Origin of the sequence: Hyphomicrobium sp. (assembly GCF_009026145.1) — a bacterium.
In the GTDB taxonomy this organism is placed as follows: domain Bacteria; phylum Pseudomonadota; class Alphaproteobacteria; order Rhizobiales; family Hyphomicrobiaceae; genus Hyphomicrobium_A.
The window spans coordinates 1-17,980 of sequence record NZ_WBUE01000006.1 but is presented as its reverse complement, the minus strand read 5'-3'; the positions used below and the strand labels follow the sequence as shown (position 1 = coordinate 17,980).

The following is a 17,980-nucleotide window of genomic DNA, read 5'->3' as shown; positions in this document are numbered from 1 at the left end:
TAGCGGCGTTCACTTCACCGCTCGCTGCCACCGTGCAGCTGCGCGGCACGTGCCGGGGCCAGGCGCAGCGCGTAGAGGATGCGCTGGCGCTGATTGTCGATCGCGTGGCGGATATAGCCCTCGCGCCGATAACGGGCGGCGCTGCTGACGGCGCGCGACGCCAGCAGCTTGACGCGGCGCATGCCGAGGCGGCGGATGAGGTCGACATCCTCCAGCAGCGGCAGTGCTCGGTAGCCGCCGACCTTGTCATAGTGGCGGCGCGCGATAAGCAGGCCCTGGTCGCCAAAGGGCGGGCACAGGAGCGCCCCGCGCAGGCGCACGATGCCTTCCAACGCACGCGGTGCAAGCCCGTCGTCGTCGAGCGCAAAGCGAAAGGCGGCGGCGGCATGGCGCGAGACGCCGCTGTCGACGCGCTGCATGAAATGCGCGGCCTCGCGCTCCCAGCCGGCGTCGAGCACCGTGTCGGCGTTGAGGAACAGTAGCCACTGATGACGTGCCGCGTTGGCACCGGCGCGCAACTGGGCACCACGGTTGGGCGGGGCGGTGATGACCTCGGCGCCGGCGTGGTCGGCAATTTCACGCGTTCGATCCTGCGAGCCGCCATCGACGACGATCACCTCGCGTACGAGACCTTCGAGCGCCGCCGGCACCAGCGCAGTGAGCGTTGCCGGCAGCGTTGCCTCGGAATCGAGCGCGGGGATGACGACGGAGACCATGTTTTTTCTCTGCCACGCCGCACGCAGCTTCAACAACCGCAATTGCTGCACGGACTCGACTGCAGCGTTACTGTTCTTGCTTTGTTCTCGACGTTCCGCTAGGTTTTTCGCGACGCATTCGGAGAGCCGCGGGTGACGAAAAGGCAGCAAGAGACCCCGACGGTCGCGGCAACCCCCGGCGGGCTGGTCGACGGCGAGCGGCGGCGCGGGCGCGGCGCGCGCTCGAACCATACCGGGCGCTTCGAAGGCGAGCGGCGCGAAGCTTTCGACGACGGTTGGGAGGGTCTCGGCGAGCTTGATGCCTTCAAGACGACGGTGTTCGACGATCCGGCGCGCACCATCATCACGCGCAACGACAGCCCCGACATCTCCTTCGACCGCTCGATCAACCCGTACCGCGGCTGCGAGCACGGCTGCATCTACTGCTTTGCGCGGCCGACGCATTGCTTCCTCGGCCACTCGGCGGGCCTCGACTTCGAGACCAAGCTCTATGCGCGCACGAACGCAGCGCAGCTGTTGGAGAAGGAACTCTCTAACCCACGCTACGAGCCAGCGTGCATGGCCATCGGCACCAACACCGACCCCTATCAGCCGATCGAACGCGAGCGGCGCATCATGCGCTCGATACTGGAGGTGCTGGAGCGCACCTCGCACCCCGTGGGTATCGTGACCAAGTCGACGCTGATCACGCGCGACATCGACATCCTAGCGCGCATGGCGCAACGCCGATTGGCGCGCGTGTGCATTTCGGTGACGACGCTCGACGCAAGAATTGCGCGCGCGATGGAGCCACGCGCGCCGACTCCGAGACGGCGGCTCGAGGCGGTGCGTCAGCTCGCCGAGGCCGGCATCCCGACGACGGTGATGGTGGCGCCGATCGTCCCAGCACTCACCGATGCCGAGATCGAGCGCATCCTCGAGGCAGCGCACGCGGCCGGCGCGCGTTTCGCCGGCTACGTGATGCTGCGCCTGCCGCTGGAGATCAGCGTCTTGTTCCGCGAGTGGCTGGCAGCTGAGTTCCCCGACCGCGCCGAGCGCGTCATGCATCTGATGCAGTCGATGCACGGGGGGCGCGACTACTCGGCCGACTTCGGCGTGCGCCAGCGCGGCACCGGCCCCTATGCCGAGCAGATCGGGGCGCGCTTCCGCCTGGCCGTCAAACGGCTGGCGCTGAACGAGGATCGCGCCGAGCTGCGCACCGACCTGTTCCAGCGCCCCGTGCTCGCCGGGCAACAAATGCCGCTTTTCTGAAGGTTTTCCTCAGGGCCGTGCAGGGCGCGCTTTGACTCAAGAGCCGCCAGGGTCAAACCTTCCCCGCCATGGGGAATGCTGCCGCCGAGCTTCGACCGCGACCGACCTTCGAGTTGGAGGCGGCGGAGCTGCAGCTGCACGGCGGTCCGGTCGCCGGTGTCGATGAAGCGGGCCGCGGACCGCTGGCCGGACCCGTCGTCGCCGCTGCCGTCATCCTCGATCCCGAGCGCATTCCCGACGGCATCAACGACTCTAAGGTGCTCGACGAGGAGACGCGCGAGTTCCTTTACCTGCGCATTAGGGCGACCTCGATCGTCGGTGTCGGCATTGCCGACGTGAAACGCATCGATCGGCAAAACATCCTGCACGCCACCATGTGGGCGATGGCGCAGGCGGTGGCGCAGCTGCCGCAGACACCCAAGCTCGTCGCCATCGACGGCAATCGCGCGCCCAAGCTCGGCTGTCCGTCGCGCACGGTGGTGAAGGGCGATGCGCGCTGCCTGTCGATCGCCGCCGCCTCGATCATCGCCAAGGTGACGCGCGACCGGCTGATGGTGGCGCTCGGCGCCGAGCACCCCGGCTACGGTTTCGAGCGGCACAAGGGCTACGGCACCGCCGAGCACCACGACGCCATCAAGCGGCTTGGCGTGACGGTGCATCACCGGCGCTCGTTTCGCGCCGTGCAGCTTGCCCTCGGCCTCATCACCGAGGACGAGGAAGTCGTTTAGATTCTGCTAATCCCGATAAGTGCCTGATGCGATTCATCTCTGCATCGGCAACCGATAAATCGCTTCCCAAGCGACTCCGCGCCCCGCTAGAATCCGCGGGCTTCGGCGCTCGCTGAGGCGTGTGCTTCCCCTGACTTTGAAAGTTGCGTTCACATGGTTTTGCGTCGTTCGCCCGCGGCCCTCGCGGCCAATCGTGTCGTCATCGGTGATTGCATCGCAGCGCTAAAGAAGCTCCCCGATGCTTCCGCCGATCTCGTGTTTGCCGACCCTCCTTACAATCTGCAGCTCGCCAATGACCTGATGCGCCCCAACAATACGCGCGTCGACGGCGTCGACGACGACTGGGACAAGTTTGCGAGCTTTAGCGAGTACGACGCCTTCTCGCGCGCCTGGCTCGGTGAGTGTCGGCGCATCTTGAAGCCCGACGGCGCCATCTGGGTGATCGGCTCCTACCACAACATCTTCCGCCTCGGTGTCGCGCTGCAGGATCTCGGCTTCTGGATCCAGAACGACGTCATTTGGCGCAAGGTGAACCCGATGCCGAACTTCCGCGGCAAGCGCTTCACCAACGCGCACGAGACGCTGATCTGGGCGGCGCGCGACCAGCGCGCGCGGGCAACCTTCAACTACGAGAGCCTGAAAGCGCTCAACGACGATCTGCAGATGCGCTCCGACTGGCTGTTTCCGATCTGCTCGGGACCGGAACGCCTGAAGGACGACGGCGGCCGCAAGGCGCACCCGACGCAGAAGCCGGAGACGCTGCTGCAGCGCGTGCTGCTCGCCTCGACCAAGCCGGGCGATCTCGTCGTCGATCCGTTCTTCGGCACCGGCACGACGGGAGCCGTCGCCAAACAGCTCGGCCGCCGCTTCATCGGCATCGAGCGCGATGCCGATTACGCCAAAGCCGCCGAGGAGCGCATCGCCAAGGTGCGACCGCTGCCGCTGTCGGCGCTGGAGACGGTGCGCTCCAAGCGCGCCGAGCCGCGCGTGCCGTTCGGCACCATCGTGGAGATGCGGCTTGTGGAGCCCGGCACCACGCTGCTTGATGCCCGAAAGCGCATCCGGGCCGAGGTAAAGGCCGACGGCTCGCTATCGTGGGGCGGCAACCAGGGCTCGATCCATCGCCTGGGCGCCATCGTGCAGGGCAAGAGCGCCTGCAACGGCTGGACCTACTGGCACTTCGAGGCCGATGGAAAATTGAAGCCGATCGACATCCTGCGCGAGCAGGCCAAGCGCCAGTTGGGCCTCAGCGGCGCAGCGACGGTGATTGCTGCTGAATAATCAGCCCACTGGAGGGCCACTTGCGGCATTTTTGCCCAAACGGGAACGGCGTTGATCAAGGTCGGCGTTGTCAACCGTCAGCGCGCGCGAGGCGCGACGCCGCAGTGGACTGATCACCTATCTGGGTCTAATCCAGGGTCCCATTCATAAACTTTATTTCTAGGACAGGTATGCGTCGCACTGCGTTGAGAACCGACCGCTTGCTTGTCATCGGCGCGGGACCTGTCGGCTTGGCGATGGCCGACGCCATGAAGCAGCGGGGCATCGCCTTCGACCAGGTCGACGCCGGCGACGGCGTCGGCGGCCTGTGGCGGCATGGCGTCTATCAGGGCGTCCACATCGTCTCCTCGAAAAAGTCGACCGGCTACATCGACTACCCGATGCCGGCGCACTACCCGGATTTTCCCAGCAGCTCTCAGATGCTGCGTTACCTCGAAAGCTTCGCCCACGATCGCGAACTCAGCACGTCGATCGAGCTACGCCGCAAGGTGGTGCGCGCCATGCCGCTCGCTGACGAAAGCTGGCAAGTGACGTTCGAGGACGGCGAGGAGCGCACCTACAAGGGTGTCGTCGTCTGCAACGGGCATCACTGGGACAAGCGCCTACCGCACTACCCGGGCCGTTTCACCGGCACCCTCATTCATTCGGCCGACTACAAGGAGCCCAAGCAGCTGCGCGACAAGCGCGTGCTGGTCATCGGCGGCGGCAACTCCGGTTGCGATATCGCCTGCGAGGCGGCGCGCGTCGGGGCGGCGTGCGACTGGAGCCTGCGCTCGGGCTACTGGTTCCTGCCCAAGACGGCGTTCGGCAGGCCGCTCACCGACCTGCCGATCTGGAGCCTGCCGGTATGGCTGCAGCGGCTGTTGCTCAAGGCGCTGGTGCGCGTGTTCATCGGCGATTATCGCCAGTACGGGCTGCAGCGGCCGAACCACAAGCTGTTCGAGCGGCACCCGGCGTTCGGCACCGACGTGCTCAACTACCTGCGCCAGGGTCGCATCAAACCGCGCCCTGACATCGCGCGCTTCTCCGGTACCAAGGTGCACTTCACCGACGGCAGCGTCGGCGAATACGATCTCATCGTCGCCGCCACCGGTTTCACCAATTCGATCCCATTCCTGCCCAAGAACCTCGTGCCCATCGAGAACGACATCGTGCAGGTTTATGGCGGAGCCTTCCCCGACGCGGTAAAGAACCTCTACATCGTCGGCTGGGCACAGCCGCGCAATGGCTTCGGCACCATCATCTCGCCGGCGGCGAAGCTCTACGCCGAGATGATCGCCATGCAGGACGAGGTGGAGCTGCCGATCGGCTACGTCCTTAAATGGCGCGGGCTCAGGGTGCAGTCCTCGCACCTCATCGATCCCGGCTCGACGCGCCGCGTCATCTGGCTGGCGCACAAGCTGCTGCCGCTCCTGAAGCGGCGCGCGCGCATCATCGCCGAGACGGAGGGCCGCCCGCCGTTCGACCCATCGCTCTACGAGTTCGATGGGGGCGACGGTGCGGTCGCCGTCAATCAGTAAGCGCGCTGCTAGCTGAGAATGAGCGCCTAGCGCTGCACGCGCTCGCGGTGCGGGACATCCGTCGGGCGCAGCTCGCCGGTGCGCTCGCGATAGGCGAGGCCCGGGTAATACGGATAGGCGTAGCCGCGATAGTAGAAGTAGTACGGCCCCTGGAAGTCCGGGCGCACGTAGCGGTACTTAACCTCGCCCGACGGCGTGCGGTAGAACTCGGCCCTAGCGTCAGACTGAGGAGTGGCGAGCAGGGCCAGGGCGGCGAAGGCCGCCGAGCCGAGAACGATGGTGGTCCGCATGTTCTTCCTCGTTGATCCTGATGAGGACCACGGAACATGTCGTTTCCCCCCGCGCCTCATTTCGGGAAGGTAACAACGGTCGCTTAACTAAGGGTGACCGCAATGCCACGCCGGGCTGCCAATACGCGCCCGACGATCAGTCACATCGGTGGGCGGCGCTCGCTTCCCGCTCCTCCCCCCTTGCCGGGGCGCCATCACAGCCGGCGGAACATGACGCGGGTGTCGACGTAGCCGAGATGCGGGTGCTGGAAGGCGCCGGGCAGGCGCCCGACGACGGCAAAGCCGAGGCTCTGCCACAGGTGCACGGCGCTCTCGTTGCTGGCGACGACGAAGTTGTATTGCATGGCCAGAAAGCCGCGCCGGCGGGCCTCCTCGAGGGAGTGCTCGGCCATCGCACGCGCAACCCCGCGGCCACGCGCCGCCGGGTCGGTCATGTACCCGCAATTGGCGACGTGAGCGCCCCCGCCGCGCTGGTTGGTGGTGAGGTAGTAGGTGCCGACGATGCGCCCGTCCTCCTCGGCGACGAACACCGCGCGCCCCGGCCCTGTCCAGTAGGCGATCGCCTCGTCCTCAGGCATGTCGCGCTCCAGCGCGTAGGTCTCGCCGGCGCGAATGGTTGGCTCGAGGATGCCCCAGATAGCGGGCCGGTCGGCTGCCGTAGCGAGCCGGATCAGCAATTGCGGGGCCACCGGGCTCACCTACGAAGATAGGAACTTTTTTGTTATCATTGGCGTCCTAAGGTGGAGGCTGCGTCCCCTTAAGTTGCGGAGCATTAGAATGGCCGCGCGTGCTTATTGGAAGGGCTTCCTGCGGCTCTCCCTCGTGTCGATCGCCGTCGAGTTGTACAACGCCGTCGAGACCAAGTCGGAAATCTCCTTCCGGCAGATCCACAAGCCCTCCGGCCGACGTATCAACTACACCAAGACGGTGCAGGGCATCGGCGAGGTGAAGAGCGCCGACATCGTCAAGGGTTACGAGGTTGACCAGGACACCTACGTCACGCTCGAGCCGGAAGAGATCGAGGCGGTCAAGCTGGAAAGCAAGAAGACCATCGACCTCGTCAAGTTCGTCGACGCAGAAGACATCGACCCGCGCTATTTCGAGCGCCCCTATTTCATCGCCCCCGCCGACAAGCACTCGGCGGAAGGCTACGTTGTCATCCGCGACGCCTTGAAGAAGACCGGCAAGGCGGGCCTCGCGCAGCTCACCATCGGCGGGCGCGAATGGCTGGTCGCCATCACGGCGCTCGGCGACGGCCTGTTGATGGAGATGCTGCGCTATGCCGACGAGCTGAAGGAGCCGGCGGATTTCTTCGACGAGGTGCCGTCGCTGAAGCCCGACAAGGAGATGGTCGATCTCGCCGTCGAGCTGATCGAGCGCAAGGCCGGCAAGTTCACGCCCGAGCAGTTCGAGGATCACTACGCCACGGCCCTGCGCGAGTTGGTGCATAAGAAGTTGAAGGGCCAGAAGATCAAGGCCCCGCACGAGGAGGTGGCACCCGGCGGCGCCAAGGTCATCGACTTGATGTCGGCGCTACGCAAGTCGATCGGCGAGGGCAGCGGAGCGGCGAAGGGCAAGCAGGCCCGCTCGACCAGCCGGCGCGCCCCAGCAGCGCGGCGCGGTGCCAAGAAGCGCGCCTGACGCCCAAGTGTGCAGGAGCCGGCGATGGCGGCCAAAAAGCCAACAGGCATGAAGCGGCAGACCGGCACTGCAGTGCTGCACGAAAACGGCCCGCGCAAGCTCATCGAGTTCGATGCTTCGACTCTGCAGGCGCTCGAGCTGCTCGGCCGCGATTCCATGAAGGACCTGCAGGAGCTGGCCGACGAAGCGTTCCGCGATCTTCTGAAGAAGCACGGGCGGCCGACGAGCCTCAAAGAGGCACTGCGCCAGTCGACGCGCCAGCTGCCGGCCAACGATCAAGCGCGTGGCCGCAAGGCTCGCTGATCCGCACTTCCAGGACCCCCACCAGACGGTTAACACGCAGCGACAAATTGCTGCGCGCCTCCTCATTCTCAGGCCACTGAATAGCGCCGGTTTTCCAGGCTCCTCGATAGTTAATCAAAAGTATATTGCATGGCGTTGCAAGTCTTTGAAGGAACGTAATATTCCTCGGCCCGCTTGGGCATGCAAAGGAGCCCCCTCCGTAAACGACGAGGGAGTTCACATGCAAGCCCTATTCGCCGCCATGATCGCAGTCGCTGCCGCGCTGCTGCCCTGGGCCACTGCCCGCGCGCAAACCGGCGTCGCCTCGCACTACTCGGACCTGTCGATGACCGCCAGCGGGAGCTCGTACAGCTCGCGCGCCATGGTCGCCGCCCATCGCACGCTGCCCTTCGGCACCAAGCTGCGGGTAAAGAACCTGCGCAACGGCCGCTCGGTCGTGGTGACCGTCGTCGACCGCGGTCCGTTCATCAAGGGGCGCATCATCGACCTATCGAACGGCGCCGCCAGCGCGCTCGGCTTCTCCGGATTGCAGCGCGTGCACGTCGCGGTGCTGGACAAGTCCGGCAACTGAGGAATGCAGGCTCCCTCCGGGAAACATGGCCCGGAGGGCGCCCATCTACTCGTCCCGATGAGCCTGGCGGGCACGCAGCAGTTGCGTCACCGGAGGTATCAGGCACCGATAAGCGGCAATTGATCAAGCCGTCACACGCTATTTTCAGCCTCTGTTGACACTATGCGTCCGCCATCCTGGACGCAGCCAACGCGCATGTCCGCAATTGTAAATGCATTGATCGCTGGTCGGCACCAGCGACTGCTCCGCGGCGCGCTGTGGGGTGGGATCTTCGCCGCCCTCCTCGCCATCGGCTACGGGTTCATCGTCTGGCAGGTGCGCAGCCACCTCCGGGGGGACCAACACGCCGAGCTGGGACGCATCAGCGCCATCCGCACCAATGCGGTAACCGCGCTGCAGATGCTGCAGCGCGACGCCACCGCAGCGCCTTGCTCGGCCGATTTCCTCGCCCAGATGCAGCGGGTTGCGTTCCTGCCGGACGGCCTCAACGAGTTCCTGTATGCGCCGGGCGGCCGCGTCGAGTGCAGTACGAGCCAGCCCAAGTTCGACCCCCCGGTACCGCTGGCTCCCCCTGACATCGCCACCGCCAAGCCCGACGATCCGAGCTGGCGCATGGACCGCGATCTGGGTCCGCTCGGACGTTTCGGCACCATCGGCACGATTGCCCAGCTCGGCAGCTTCGCCGTCGCCATCCCGCCCTACACCCGCTACGAGAACGAGTCGCCATGGCTGCACAAGGAGCTCGTCGCTCGCGGCGCCGATGGGAAGGTATGGAGCATCGCCGGCGACCACGGGCTCTATGGGCGCCTTGCCGCCAAGCTGCACAGGTCTCTGGCGACGCGCCTGACGACCATTGCCGCCAGCGCGTGCGATGGGCAGAGCCACTACTGCGTCGCCTCAGAGGCAGATCTCTTCGGCTGGGCGCGCGATTGGATCACCATCCTCACATCGACCGTCGTGCTCGCCGGCCTCTTCGCCTGGATCTGCGCCAACAACACCCTTGCCTGGCTCAACCGCCACTGGTCGTTCGAAGCGCGCTTCCAAAGGGGGCTCAACCCGCAGTCCATCCTGGTCGCCTACCAGCCCATCATCGCGCTCGGCTCCGACGAGGTCGTCGGCGTCGAGGTGCTGGCGCGCTGGCTCGACGTCGATGGAACGATCGTCGCCCCGCACCGCTTCATCGACATCGTGGCGCGCAGCGGGCGCACTGCCGAGTTCACGCAACTGGTAGCCGACCGGGCCTTCGCCGAGCTGAGCACGCAGGTGCCGCGCGATGTGCCGCTCGAGGTGAATTTCAACGTATTCGCCTGCGACTTCGACAGCGTCCGGCTATTGCGGATCTTCGCCAAGTTCCTCGATGAGCCGCGGCGTTTCCACCCAGCGGTGGAGCTGGTCGAAAATCACGCCATCGACTTCGAGGAGGCCCAGTGCACCATCGAGGCGTTGGCCGCGGCGGGCGTGAAAACCTACATCGACGATTTCGGCACCGGATATTCCAGCATCGAGCGCGTGGCGCGGCTCGCCGTGCACGGCGTGAAGCTCGACCGCTCGTTCGCCATGTCGCCGCCCGACAGCGTCATGGGGCGCATGCTGGTGCAGGTGATCGAGATGATCAGAACCTCGGGGCGCCTGATCGTCGTCGAAGGCGTCGAGACGCTGGCGCGGCTCAATCTGTTGCGCGCCACCGGCATGGTCGACTGCGTGCAGGGCTACGTTGTGGCGCGTCCGCTCGGCATCGACGAGCTGGTCACTTTCCTCTCACGCGGCCGCGCCGCGTGGGCCGCGCATCCCGCCGCCGCCTGACGCGTCAGGAGACTTTCTCGGCCCGATCGGCGACCATTGCTAGCGCGTGACGGTCGGCACGACGACCGGAATAGGCTCCTGCGCCGCGTGCCGTCCCTTGTCGGGCGACAGCTCGGCGCCCAGCCGCTTCAGCGCCTCGGAGGTGTCGAGGCGGTCGAGCATGATCTCGATCAGCGCCGGGCCGCGGTTGCTGCCGCGGGCGCGCTCGAGCGCGACGTCGAGCTCGTCCTCGGTCGTCACGCGCTCGCCCCAGCCGCCGCCGAACACCTCAGGCAGCCGGTGATAGGCCCAGGGCTGGATGTCGTTGTAGGGGCCTTCGTGGATCACCCGCTCGGTGGTGTAGCCGTCGTTGTTCATCAGCAGCAGGATCACGTTGCTCTGCCGGCGGCACAGCGAGGAAAGCTCCTGCGCCGACATCTGAAAGGCGCCGTCGCCGATCAGTGCCAAGGGACGCCGTGCGGGGTCGGCGAGCGCGGCGCCGAGCGTCGCCGGCAGCGCGTAGCCGATGGAGAGGTAGAAGGCCTGGCCGATGAAGCCGACGTCGTGGTGCATGACGAGGTCGGCGGCGGCGACGATCGAATCGCCGGTTTCGGCGATGACCGTCGTGTCGTTGCCAATGAAGGCATTGATGCGCTTCATGACGCGGCTGATGGTCAGCTTGCGCCCCGGCTCGGCGACAAAGGCGGTGTCGAGCAGCTGCGAGACGCTTCTGAACGGCGGATGGGTGAGCCCCGCCTTGGGCATGCGCTCGGCAAGCCCCGCCACGACATCGCCGATCCACACCTGCTCGTAGACGTGCTGGCTGATCTTCAGGCGCCCGGAGTTGGCGAGAATCATGTGCCGACCCTCGAGCCGGCCGGTGTGGATGCCGAGGCAAATGTCGCTGATCCAGGCACCCAGGCAGAGCAGAACGTCGGCCTGCTCCACGACGTCGCGTATCTCCCGCCGCGACATGCCGCCCTCGTAGACGCCGATGGCCTGCGGGTGGTGCTCGGAGATCACCGTCTTGCCGAGCAGCGTGGTGGCAACGGGTACGCCGCTCGCCTCGACCAAGCGATGGAACTCATCCATCAGCCCGTAGCGGTGCAGCTCGACGCCGCCGAGGATCACCGGGCGCTTGGCCGTCGCGAGCAGCGACATGGCCTCGTCGAGCGCCTCGGCGAGCGCATCCGGGTCGGAGACCCACCGGTCCGGTGCGGCGAAGGGGCCGGGCGCGTGGCAGGGGCGGTCCACCATGTCGGCCGGTATCTCGATCATGATCGGCCGCTTCTCGGCGATGCAGCGGGCGAGCGCGCGGTCGATGCGCTGCGGCGCCTCGGCCGGGTCGTCGAGCACGACCGAGGCCACCGTGATGTGCGCATAGGTCTGCTGCATGGTCGCGAAGTCGCCGACGCTGTGGTGCAGCAGCATCGAGGAGCGGCGCTGCGTGGTGCGCGGGCCGCCGACGAGAACGACGAGCGGCACCTGCTCGGCGTAGGCACCGGCGATGGCGTTCATGGCGCTGAAGCCACCGACCCCCCAGGTGACACAGATGCAGCCTATGCCGTTGATGCGTGCGTAGGCATCGGCCGCATAGCCGGCATTGAGCTCGTTGCAGGTGCCGACGAACTCGATCCCCGCCGCGATCAACCGGTCCATGAACGTCAGCACGTAGTCGCCGGGCACGCCGAAGGCATGGCGCACGCCGGCCTGCTTCAGGCGTTCGAGGAGATAGGCGGCGACCGTGGACTGGGCCATAAGCTCTAGATGGGTCTGATCCGTGGGACGTCCAACCGAGTGCATCCTCACTCTCCAGTTAGAGACCCTAGTTCTCCTTCAGCGCGTGGGCGATGACCTTGCGCATGACGCTCGGCACCGCCGCCGCATGCAAGTCGCGCCGCGCCACCCATTGGCAGCGCTCGGGCTCGGCCCAGAAGGTGAGCGTCGCATCTGCCGGGACCAGCGCGCGGTAGACGATGAGCTCCAGCCGGAAATGAGTGAACACGTGCACCACCGTGCCCGGCACCGCCCACCAGTCGGCGCGCAACGGCGCCGTGCGCAAGGCTTCGTGCGCCGGCGGCAACAGATCGCCCCACACCGTGCCCGGCACCTCCAGCATGCCGCCGAGCAGCCCCGCCTCCGGGCGCCGGCGCAACAGCACGCAGCCGTCCTCGCGCAGGGCGACGAAGGCGAAGCCAACCCGCTGCGGGCGCTCGGCCCGCTCGAGCCGTATGGGAAGTGCCGCGGCAAGACCGTGCGCGGCGGCGGCGCAGTCCTGCTGCACGGGGCAGACAAGGCACGAGGGCCGCCTCGGCGTGCAGACGCCGGCGCCGAGGTCCATCATGGCCTGCGCGAAGTCCCCGGCGCGCCGCTCCGGCGTCAGCGTGGAGGCGAGGCGTTTCAACTCCGGCTTGGCGGCGGGCAACGGCTGGCGCACGGCGAACAGCCGCGCAACGACTCGCTCGACGTTGCCATCGACCGGGGTGGCTGGCTCGCCGAACGCGATGGCGGCGATGGCCGCCGCCGTGTAGGGACCGATGCCCGGCAGCTTCTGCAGCTCGGCGGCCGTCGTCGGAAACTTGCCGCCGTGCTCCTCCGCCACCACGGCGGCGCAGCGATGCAGGTTGCGGGCGCGGCTGTAGTAGCCAAGCCCCGCCCAGGCGGCGAGCACGTCATCGAGCGGGGCGGCGGCGAGCGCCTTGACGGTTGGCCAGCGGTTGAGGAAGCGCAGGTAGTAGGGGATGACGGCCTTGACCGTCGTCTGCTGCAGCATGACCTCGCTCAGCCAGACGCGATACGGGTCGGCACGTTTTCCCGGCGCCACCCGCCAGGGCAAGTCGCGGCGCTCCTCGTCGTACCAGGCGAGCAGCGCGTCGACCGTGTCGGGGCCGGCCGGCCGGAGCGGCAGTTGCTTTCGCGCAACAGCAGTCAAGGGATCGTCTCCCGGCGCCCGCGAATCGATTGGCCGATGGTAAGCGTCCAATACCGCGCTGCAAACTCTCGAGGGCGACGAACCCGTCATGGCCAGCAACACTGCGACGCTCCGCGCTCCCGCCACGCCCCCCACGAGCATGCATCCGCGCGGCTTCGTCGCGGCGCGCGCCGTCGGAACGTATGTGCCCAAGCTGACGCACAAGGCGTTCGAAAAATACGGTTTTGCCGCCGCCGCGCTGATCACCGATTGGGCGGTGATCGTCGGCAACGAGGTGGCCGGATATACGGCCCCCGAGCGGCTGAAGTGGCCGCGTGGCGTCGAGATCGGCGGTGATGTCGAGGAAGGCGCGCAAGGCCGCCCCGGTGCCACGCTTATCGTGCGCGTCGAGCCCGCGCGGGCGCTCGACGTGCAGTACAGGGCGCAGCAGCTCATCGAGCGCATCAACGCCCACTTCGGCTATCGCGCCGTCGCCGAGCTGCGCCTCCTTCAGGCCCCCCTCCCCGAGCGCAGTCGGCGCGCCGGCGAAGCTGAGCGCCTCGACCCGCCGGCGTGCGCCGCCCCCGAGCTTGCCGGCATCGCCGACGAGCGTCTGCGCCTGGCTCTCGCCAACCTGAAAACCGGTCTGACGCGGCGCGGCCAAGTGCGCTGAAACAACCCAGCACCGGCCCGAGCATTAAGCTTCATTCACTTGGAGCGGCGCCTGTTTTGCCTTATTCCAACGCCCGGTAGCGTGCTAGTCGGGCGAGGTCGCCCGAGGCCCGCCAAGCGCATTCGAACTCTCCAGGGAGCAGCCACGTGTTCGCATCGAAGACCCCATCCGGCCGATTTGAGCTTGCGCGGCGCGCCGCGCTCGCCGCCCTCTGTGCAGGCGCCCTCGGTGCCGCGGTGGCGCTGCCTGTCGCGGCCCAGTCGAAGGGCCCGACCGAGGTTCCGGTCGAGGAGCTGATGAAGCCCGTCGGCCTGCCCGAGCTGGCGCTCGGTCCCATCGATGCCAAGGTGACGGTCGTCGAGTATGCCTCGATGACCTGCGGGCACTGCGCGCACTTTTCCAAGGACATCTGGCCGGCCTTCAAGGCCAAGTACGTCGACACCGGCAAGGTGCGCTACGTGTTCCGCGAGTTCCCGCTCGACAACCTCGCCGCAGCGGCTGCGATGCTGGCGCGCTGCGCCGGCGGCGACAAGGCGTTCCCGCTGATCGAGGTGCTGTTCGAGAAGCAGCAGGAGTGGGCGTTCGGCGAAGGCAATCCGGTACCGCGCCTGTTCGAGATCGCCAAGCAGGCGGGCTTCACGCAGGAATCGTTCGACAAGTGCCTGACCGATCAGAAGCTGCTCGATGACATCACGGCCGGCCGCTCGCGCGCCTCCGACGTGTTCGGCGTCTCTGCCACCCCGACCTTCTACATCAACGGCAAGAAGCTCGATGGCGCGCCGACGATGGAGAAGTTCGACGCCATGATCGAGCCGCTGCTGACCAAGAGCTGAGCCCTAGGACCCGTGAGCCGGATAGGCGTCCTCGCCGCGCTGCTGCTGCTGCCAGTCTCGCTGGCGGCATGCGGCGGCAATGGTCTGCCGACTACGGCGGAGCTGACGCCCGACAAGGCTGGGGACGCCGGCGGTGGCTCGGCGTATCCAACTACCGAGGATACGGCGGCGACCGGCCCGGAGCGCTTCAATCCGTTCGCCGACCCCTCCGACAGGCCGCCGGGCGGGCGCGAGGTGATCGAGAACCCGACCATCGCCGACGTTATGGTGACGGGCACCCTCCCGGAAATGTCGTTCGGCCGCGCCGATGCGCCGGTCACCATCGTCGAATACGCCTCGCTCACCTGCCCGCACTGCCGCAACTTCCACCTCAAGACCTTTCCGGCTTTCAAGAAGGAATACATCGACGCCGGCAAGGTGCGCTTCATCCTGCGCGAGTTCCCCATTGGCAAGACGTCCGGTGCGGCGACCATCGCCCTGCGCTGCGCCAAGCCGGAGAAGTACCTGACGCTCTTTGGTAAATTCATGGAGCAGCAGGCCTCCTGGGTCTCGCAGGAGGTGCGCCTCGACCCCATATTCAAGGTCGCCGCTCAGGTGGGGATGACGCGACAGCAGTTCGATGCCTGCCGCGAGAATCAATCCATGATCGATGGGCTCAAGTGGGTGAAGGACCGCGGGCGCAAGCTCGGTGTCATCGGCACTCCCAACTTCTTCGTCGAGGGCAAGCTCGTAAAGAAGGAGCTCACGATGGAGGACATCCGCGCCATGGTCGATCCGCTCGTTGCGGGCCGCGCCACGGCGTCGGCGGGAGCGCCGGCGAACTGATCGTCGGCGGCAATCCGCTCCGCAGGGCGGCGCCAACTAGTGTCCCGATTCCGAAGTTCGCCAGAGTTCGCTGCTAGGATCGGAGCGAACTCCGGAATCATAGAGGGACACTAGAATCATAGAGTTGCTAGTGTGATTAAGATCGAGAAACTCGCTCGATACCTGGCCGCTGGTGATGGCGAATTTCTCGATCATCACACTAGCTGCGTGCAGGAACCGTAATGAAGATCTCTCGCCTGAGGCTGTTGGGCTTCAAGTCGTTCGTCGAGCCAACCGAGCTCATCATCGAGCCCGGTCTCACCGGCGTCGTGGGGCCGAACGGCTGCGGCAAATCCAATCTTCTGGAAGCGCTCCGCTGGGTTATGGGCGAGACCTCGCACAAGAGCATGCGCGCCGCCGCCATGGACGACGTGATCTTCTCCGGCACCAACGCGCGGCCGGCGCGCAACAGTGCCGAGGTGACGATCTTCCTCGACAACACCGCGCGCGCGGCGCCGGCCGAGTTCAACGACACCGACCACATCGAGATCACGCGCCGCATCGAGCGCGAGGCGGGCTCGGCCTACCGCATCAACGGGCGCGAGGCGCGCGCCCGCGACGTGAAGATCTTGTTCGAGGACGCCTCCACCGGGGCCCGCTCGCCGGCGCTGGTGCGCCAGGGGCAGATCGGCGAGATCGTCAACGCCAAGCCCGAGCAGCGTCGCCGCATCCTGGAGGACGCCGCCGGCATCGCCGGACTGCACAGCCGCCGCCACGAGGCGGAGCTGCGCTTGAAGGCGACGGAAGCCAACCTCGCTCGCCTCACTGACGTGCTGGGCCAGCTTAACAGCCAGGTCGAAAGCCTGAAGCGGCAGGCACGCGCGGCGCGGCGCTACAAGGAGATCTCCGACGAGATCCGTCGCCAGGATGCGCTCCTGATGCATCTCGCCTGGGCCGATGCACAGGCGCACGTCGACGGCGAGGAGGCGGGCCTGCGCGATGCGCTGTCGAAGCTCGCTGCGGCTACGGAGGTGGAATCACAGGCGCTCGCCGAGGAGGCGCGGCTCGCCGAGCGCATGGACCCATTGCGCGAGCAGGAGGCAAAGCGCGCCGCCGTCCTCGGGCGCCTGCGCATCGAGCAGGAAAACTTCGAGCGGGAAGCGGCGCGTGCCGCCGAGCGCGAGCGCGAGCTGCGCGCCCGGGCAGAACAGCTTACAGGTGATGCGGCGCGCGAGGAGGCGCTAATCGCGGAAGCGCGGCAAATTCTCGCCGACCTCGGCGCCGAGATCGAAGGTCTGGCCTCGGCCGAGGCGGAGGCCGGCGAGGCCGAGCACGGCGCGCGAGCGCGGCTCGAATCGGCGCAGGCAGCGCTGCGCGAAGCCGAGACCAAGCTCGCCGAGCTGACCACCAAAGTCGCCGAGCACCGCGCCCGCAAACAGAGTGTCGAGGCGGGTCTCGCCGAGCGGCAGGGGGTCATCGCCAAGCTCACGCGCCAGCTCGCTGAGCTGCAGACGCAGGCGCGCGAGATCGCCGGGCGCGCTCCCGACGCCGAAAAGCTGGCGCAGATCACCGAGGCGGGCCAGCAACTCGCCGATCAGATCGCCAAGCTCGAAGTGCAGGCGCTCGCCGCCGAGGACAACGCGCGCTCGATCGCCACCGTCGCCGACGCCGCGCGCGAGGAGAGCAACAAGGCACGGCTGCGCCTTGCCGCGCTGCGCGCCGAGCGCGAGACGCTGGTGAAGCTCTTGATCGGCGCCCGGCACACCGACTACCCGCCCATCCTCGATCGCCTGCGCGTCGCACACGGGTACGAGGCGGCGCTCGGGGCGGCACTCGGCGACGACCTCGAAGCGCCCGCGGCCGAGGAAGCGGCCGTGCACTGGCGCCACGTCGAGGTGCCGCGCCAGGACCCGGCGCTCCCTGCAGGGGTCGAGCCGCTCGCCGCCCATGTCCAGGCCCCACCCGAGCTCGACCGGCGGCTGCGCCAGACCGGCATCGTTGGCGGGCGCGAGCAGGGCCACAAGCTGCAGCCGGCGCTGAAGCCCGGCCAGCGCCTAGTCACACGGGCGGGCGACCTGTGGCGGTGGGACGGTTTCACCGCCGCCGCCGAGGGCGCGACGCCCGCCGCGCAGCGGCTTGCCGAGCGCAATCGCCTGTCGTCGCTGGAGCTGGCGCAGGCGCTGCTCCTCGGCGGCAAGGCGCGCGCCCTGCTCGAGGGTCGGGCCCACGTCAGCTTCGACGACGTGCGCTACCTGGCGGTGCCGGTCCTCCGCCACCGGCTCCTCCTCAACTTCCAGGCCCAGGCCGAGCGGGTCACCACCGATTCGCTGATCGAGCGCCTGCTCGGCGCCGTGCCGACGCCCAAGTCAGGGATGGCATGAGCCGCACCCCGCCGATGGGGCTCCTCGACCCCACCGTGCTGGCGCGAATCGGCGATCTCTCGCTGATCGCCCGGACCGTGGTGGAGGGGTTCATGCACGGGCTCCATCGGGCCCCCCGGCTCGGGCATTCGACCGAGTTCGCCGAACATCGGCCCTACCAGCCGGGCGACGATCTCCGACGACTCGACTGGCGGGTCTACGGACGGCCCGACCGCTTCTACGTCAAGGAATACGAGGCGGACACCCACGTGTCGGTGCTCCTGGCCATCGACGTGTCTGCATCCATGGACTTCGG

The 17,980-nt window shown here is 67.3% G+C and carries 18 protein-coding genes and 1 pseudogene; 13 read left to right on the top strand and 6 right to left on the bottom strand.

Going from position 1 to position 17,980, the window contains the following annotated elements:
* Positions 1-14: 14 nt before the first annotated feature.
* A complete protein-coding gene (locus tag F9K20_RS06820; RefSeq protein WP_290999017.1) occupies positions 15-716 on the bottom strand; it encodes a TIGR04283 family arsenosugar biosynthesis glycosyltransferase in 702 nt (233 codons plus the stop codon).
* A gap of 132 nt (positions 717-848) precedes the next feature.
* Between F9K20_RS06820 and F9K20_RS06815 the strand changes: the two genes are divergently transcribed.
* The 4 genes from F9K20_RS06815 (at position 849) to F9K20_RS06800 (ending at position 5,496) form a co-directional block, all read left to right on the top strand.
* Positions 849-1,967 carry a PA0069 family radical SAM protein gene (locus F9K20_RS06815; RefSeq protein ID WP_290999015.1) on the top strand — a complete coding sequence of 373 codons (1,119 nt, stop codon included), beginning with the start codon at positions 849-851 and terminating at the stop codon, positions 1,965-1,967.
* Positions 1,968-2,035: 68 nt separating this feature from the next.
* Positions 2,036-2,695, top strand: a complete 660-nt coding sequence (locus tag F9K20_RS06810) for a ribonuclease HII (RefSeq protein ID WP_290999012.1) — start codon at positions 2,036-2,038, stop codon at positions 2,693-2,695.
* Positions 2,696-2,848: 153 nt separating this feature from the next.
* A complete protein-coding gene (locus F9K20_RS06805; RefSeq protein ID WP_290999009.1) occupies positions 2,849-3,976 on the top strand; it encodes a DNA methyltransferase in 1,128 nt (375 codons plus the stop codon).
* A 170-nt stretch (positions 3,977-4,146) separates the two neighbouring features.
* Positions 4,147-5,496, top strand: coding sequence for an NAD(P)-binding domain-containing protein (locus tag F9K20_RS06800; protein ID WP_290999007.1), 1,350 nt, complete (start codon positions 4,147-4,149; stop codon positions 5,494-5,496).
* Positions 5,497-5,522: 26 nt separating this feature from the next.
* On the opposite strand, the gene F9K20_RS06795 is transcribed toward F9K20_RS06800, so the two are convergent.
* A complete protein-coding gene (locus F9K20_RS06795) occupies positions 5,523-5,786 on the bottom strand; it encodes a hypothetical protein (RefSeq protein WP_290999004.1) in 264 nt (87 codons plus the stop codon).
* Between the two features lie 194 nt (positions 5,787-5,980).
* Positions 5,981-6,463 (bottom strand): GNAT family N-acetyltransferase, encoded by a 483-nt coding sequence (locus tag F9K20_RS06790; protein ID WP_290999475.1) that lies wholly within the window; start codon positions 6,461-6,463, stop codon positions 5,981-5,983.
* Positions 6,464-6,563: 100 nt separating this feature from the next.
* On the opposite strand from F9K20_RS06790, the gene F9K20_RS06785 reads away from it, so the two are divergent.
* The 4 genes from F9K20_RS06785 to F9K20_RS06770 all read left to right on the top strand — a co-directional run bounded on the left by F9K20_RS06785 (position 6,564) and on the right by F9K20_RS06770 (position 10,104).
* A complete protein-coding gene (locus F9K20_RS06785; RefSeq protein ID WP_290999001.1) occupies positions 6,564-7,427 on the top strand; it encodes a Ku protein in 864 nt (287 codons plus the stop codon).
* A 48-nt stretch (positions 7,428-7,475) separates the two neighbouring features.
* Positions 7,476-7,730, top strand: coding sequence for a hypothetical protein (locus F9K20_RS06780; RefSeq protein ID WP_290999473.1), 255 nt, complete (start codon positions 7,476-7,478; stop codon positions 7,728-7,730).
* A 220-nt stretch (positions 7,731-7,950) separates the two neighbouring features.
* A complete protein-coding gene (locus F9K20_RS06775; protein ID WP_290998998.1) occupies positions 7,951-8,301 on the top strand; it encodes a septal ring lytic transglycosylase RlpA family protein in 351 nt (116 codons plus the stop codon).
* Positions 8,302-8,496: 195 nt separating this feature from the next.
* Positions 8,497-10,104 (top strand): EAL domain-containing protein, encoded by a 1,608-nt coding sequence (locus F9K20_RS06770; RefSeq protein WP_290998996.1) that lies wholly within the window; start codon positions 8,497-8,499, stop codon positions 10,102-10,104.
* 39 nt (positions 10,105-10,143) lie between these two features.
* On the opposite strand, the gene F9K20_RS06765 is transcribed toward F9K20_RS06770, so the two are convergent.
* Positions 10,144-11,841, bottom strand: coding sequence for a thiamine pyrophosphate-binding protein (locus tag F9K20_RS06765; protein WP_290998993.1), 1,698 nt, complete (start codon positions 11,839-11,841; stop codon positions 10,144-10,146).
* A 67-nt stretch (positions 11,842-11,908) separates the two neighbouring features.
* The gene (gene mutY / locus F9K20_RS06760; protein ID WP_290998990.1) at positions 11,909-13,015 is read right to left on the bottom strand and encodes an A/G-specific adenine glycosylase; all 1,107 of its coding nucleotides are present in this window, start codon (positions 13,013-13,015) and stop codon (positions 11,909-11,911) included.
* An 88-nt stretch (positions 13,016-13,103) separates the two neighbouring features.
* Here mutY and F9K20_RS06755 point away from each other — a divergent pair, with 88 nt between their 5' ends.
* The 4 genes from F9K20_RS06755 (at position 13,104) to F9K20_RS06740 (ending at position 17,685) form a co-directional block, all read left to right on the top strand.
* Complete coding sequence (locus F9K20_RS06755) at positions 13,104-13,667, top strand: DUF721 domain-containing protein (protein WP_290998987.1); 564 nt, start codon at positions 13,104-13,106, stop codon at positions 13,665-13,667.
* A gap of 236 nt (positions 13,668-13,903) precedes the next feature.
* Positions 13,904-14,500, top strand: coding sequence for a thioredoxin domain-containing protein (locus tag F9K20_RS06750; RefSeq protein WP_290999470.1), 597 nt, complete (start codon positions 13,904-13,906; stop codon positions 14,498-14,500).
* Positions 14,501-14,512: 12 nt separating this feature from the next.
* Positions 14,513-15,325: a DsbA family protein gene (locus F9K20_RS06745; RefSeq protein ID WP_290998985.1), complete on the top strand. Its 813-nt coding sequence runs from the start codon at positions 14,513-14,515 to the stop codon at positions 15,323-15,325.
* A 221-nt stretch (positions 15,326-15,546) separates the two neighbouring features.
* Positions 15,547-17,685, top strand: a complete 2,139-nt coding sequence (locus F9K20_RS06740) for an AAA family ATPase (protein WP_290998982.1) — start codon at positions 15,547-15,549, stop codon at positions 17,683-17,685.
* Here F9K20_RS06740 and F9K20_RS21255 read toward each other — a convergent pair.
* Positions 17,671-17,718, bottom strand: a pseudogene (locus tag F9K20_RS21255) (hypothetical protein); the annotation flags it as partial. The gene F9K20_RS06740 and the pseudogene F9K20_RS21255 overlap by 15 nt on opposite strands.
* On the opposite strand from F9K20_RS21255, the gene F9K20_RS06735 reads away from it, so the two are divergent.
* Positions 17,700-17,980: DUF58 domain-containing protein (locus F9K20_RS06735; protein ID WP_367238178.1), on the top strand; the 281-nt coding region annotated here is incomplete at its 3' end. The pseudogene F9K20_RS21255 and the gene F9K20_RS06735 sit on opposite strands and share 19 nt — an antisense overlap.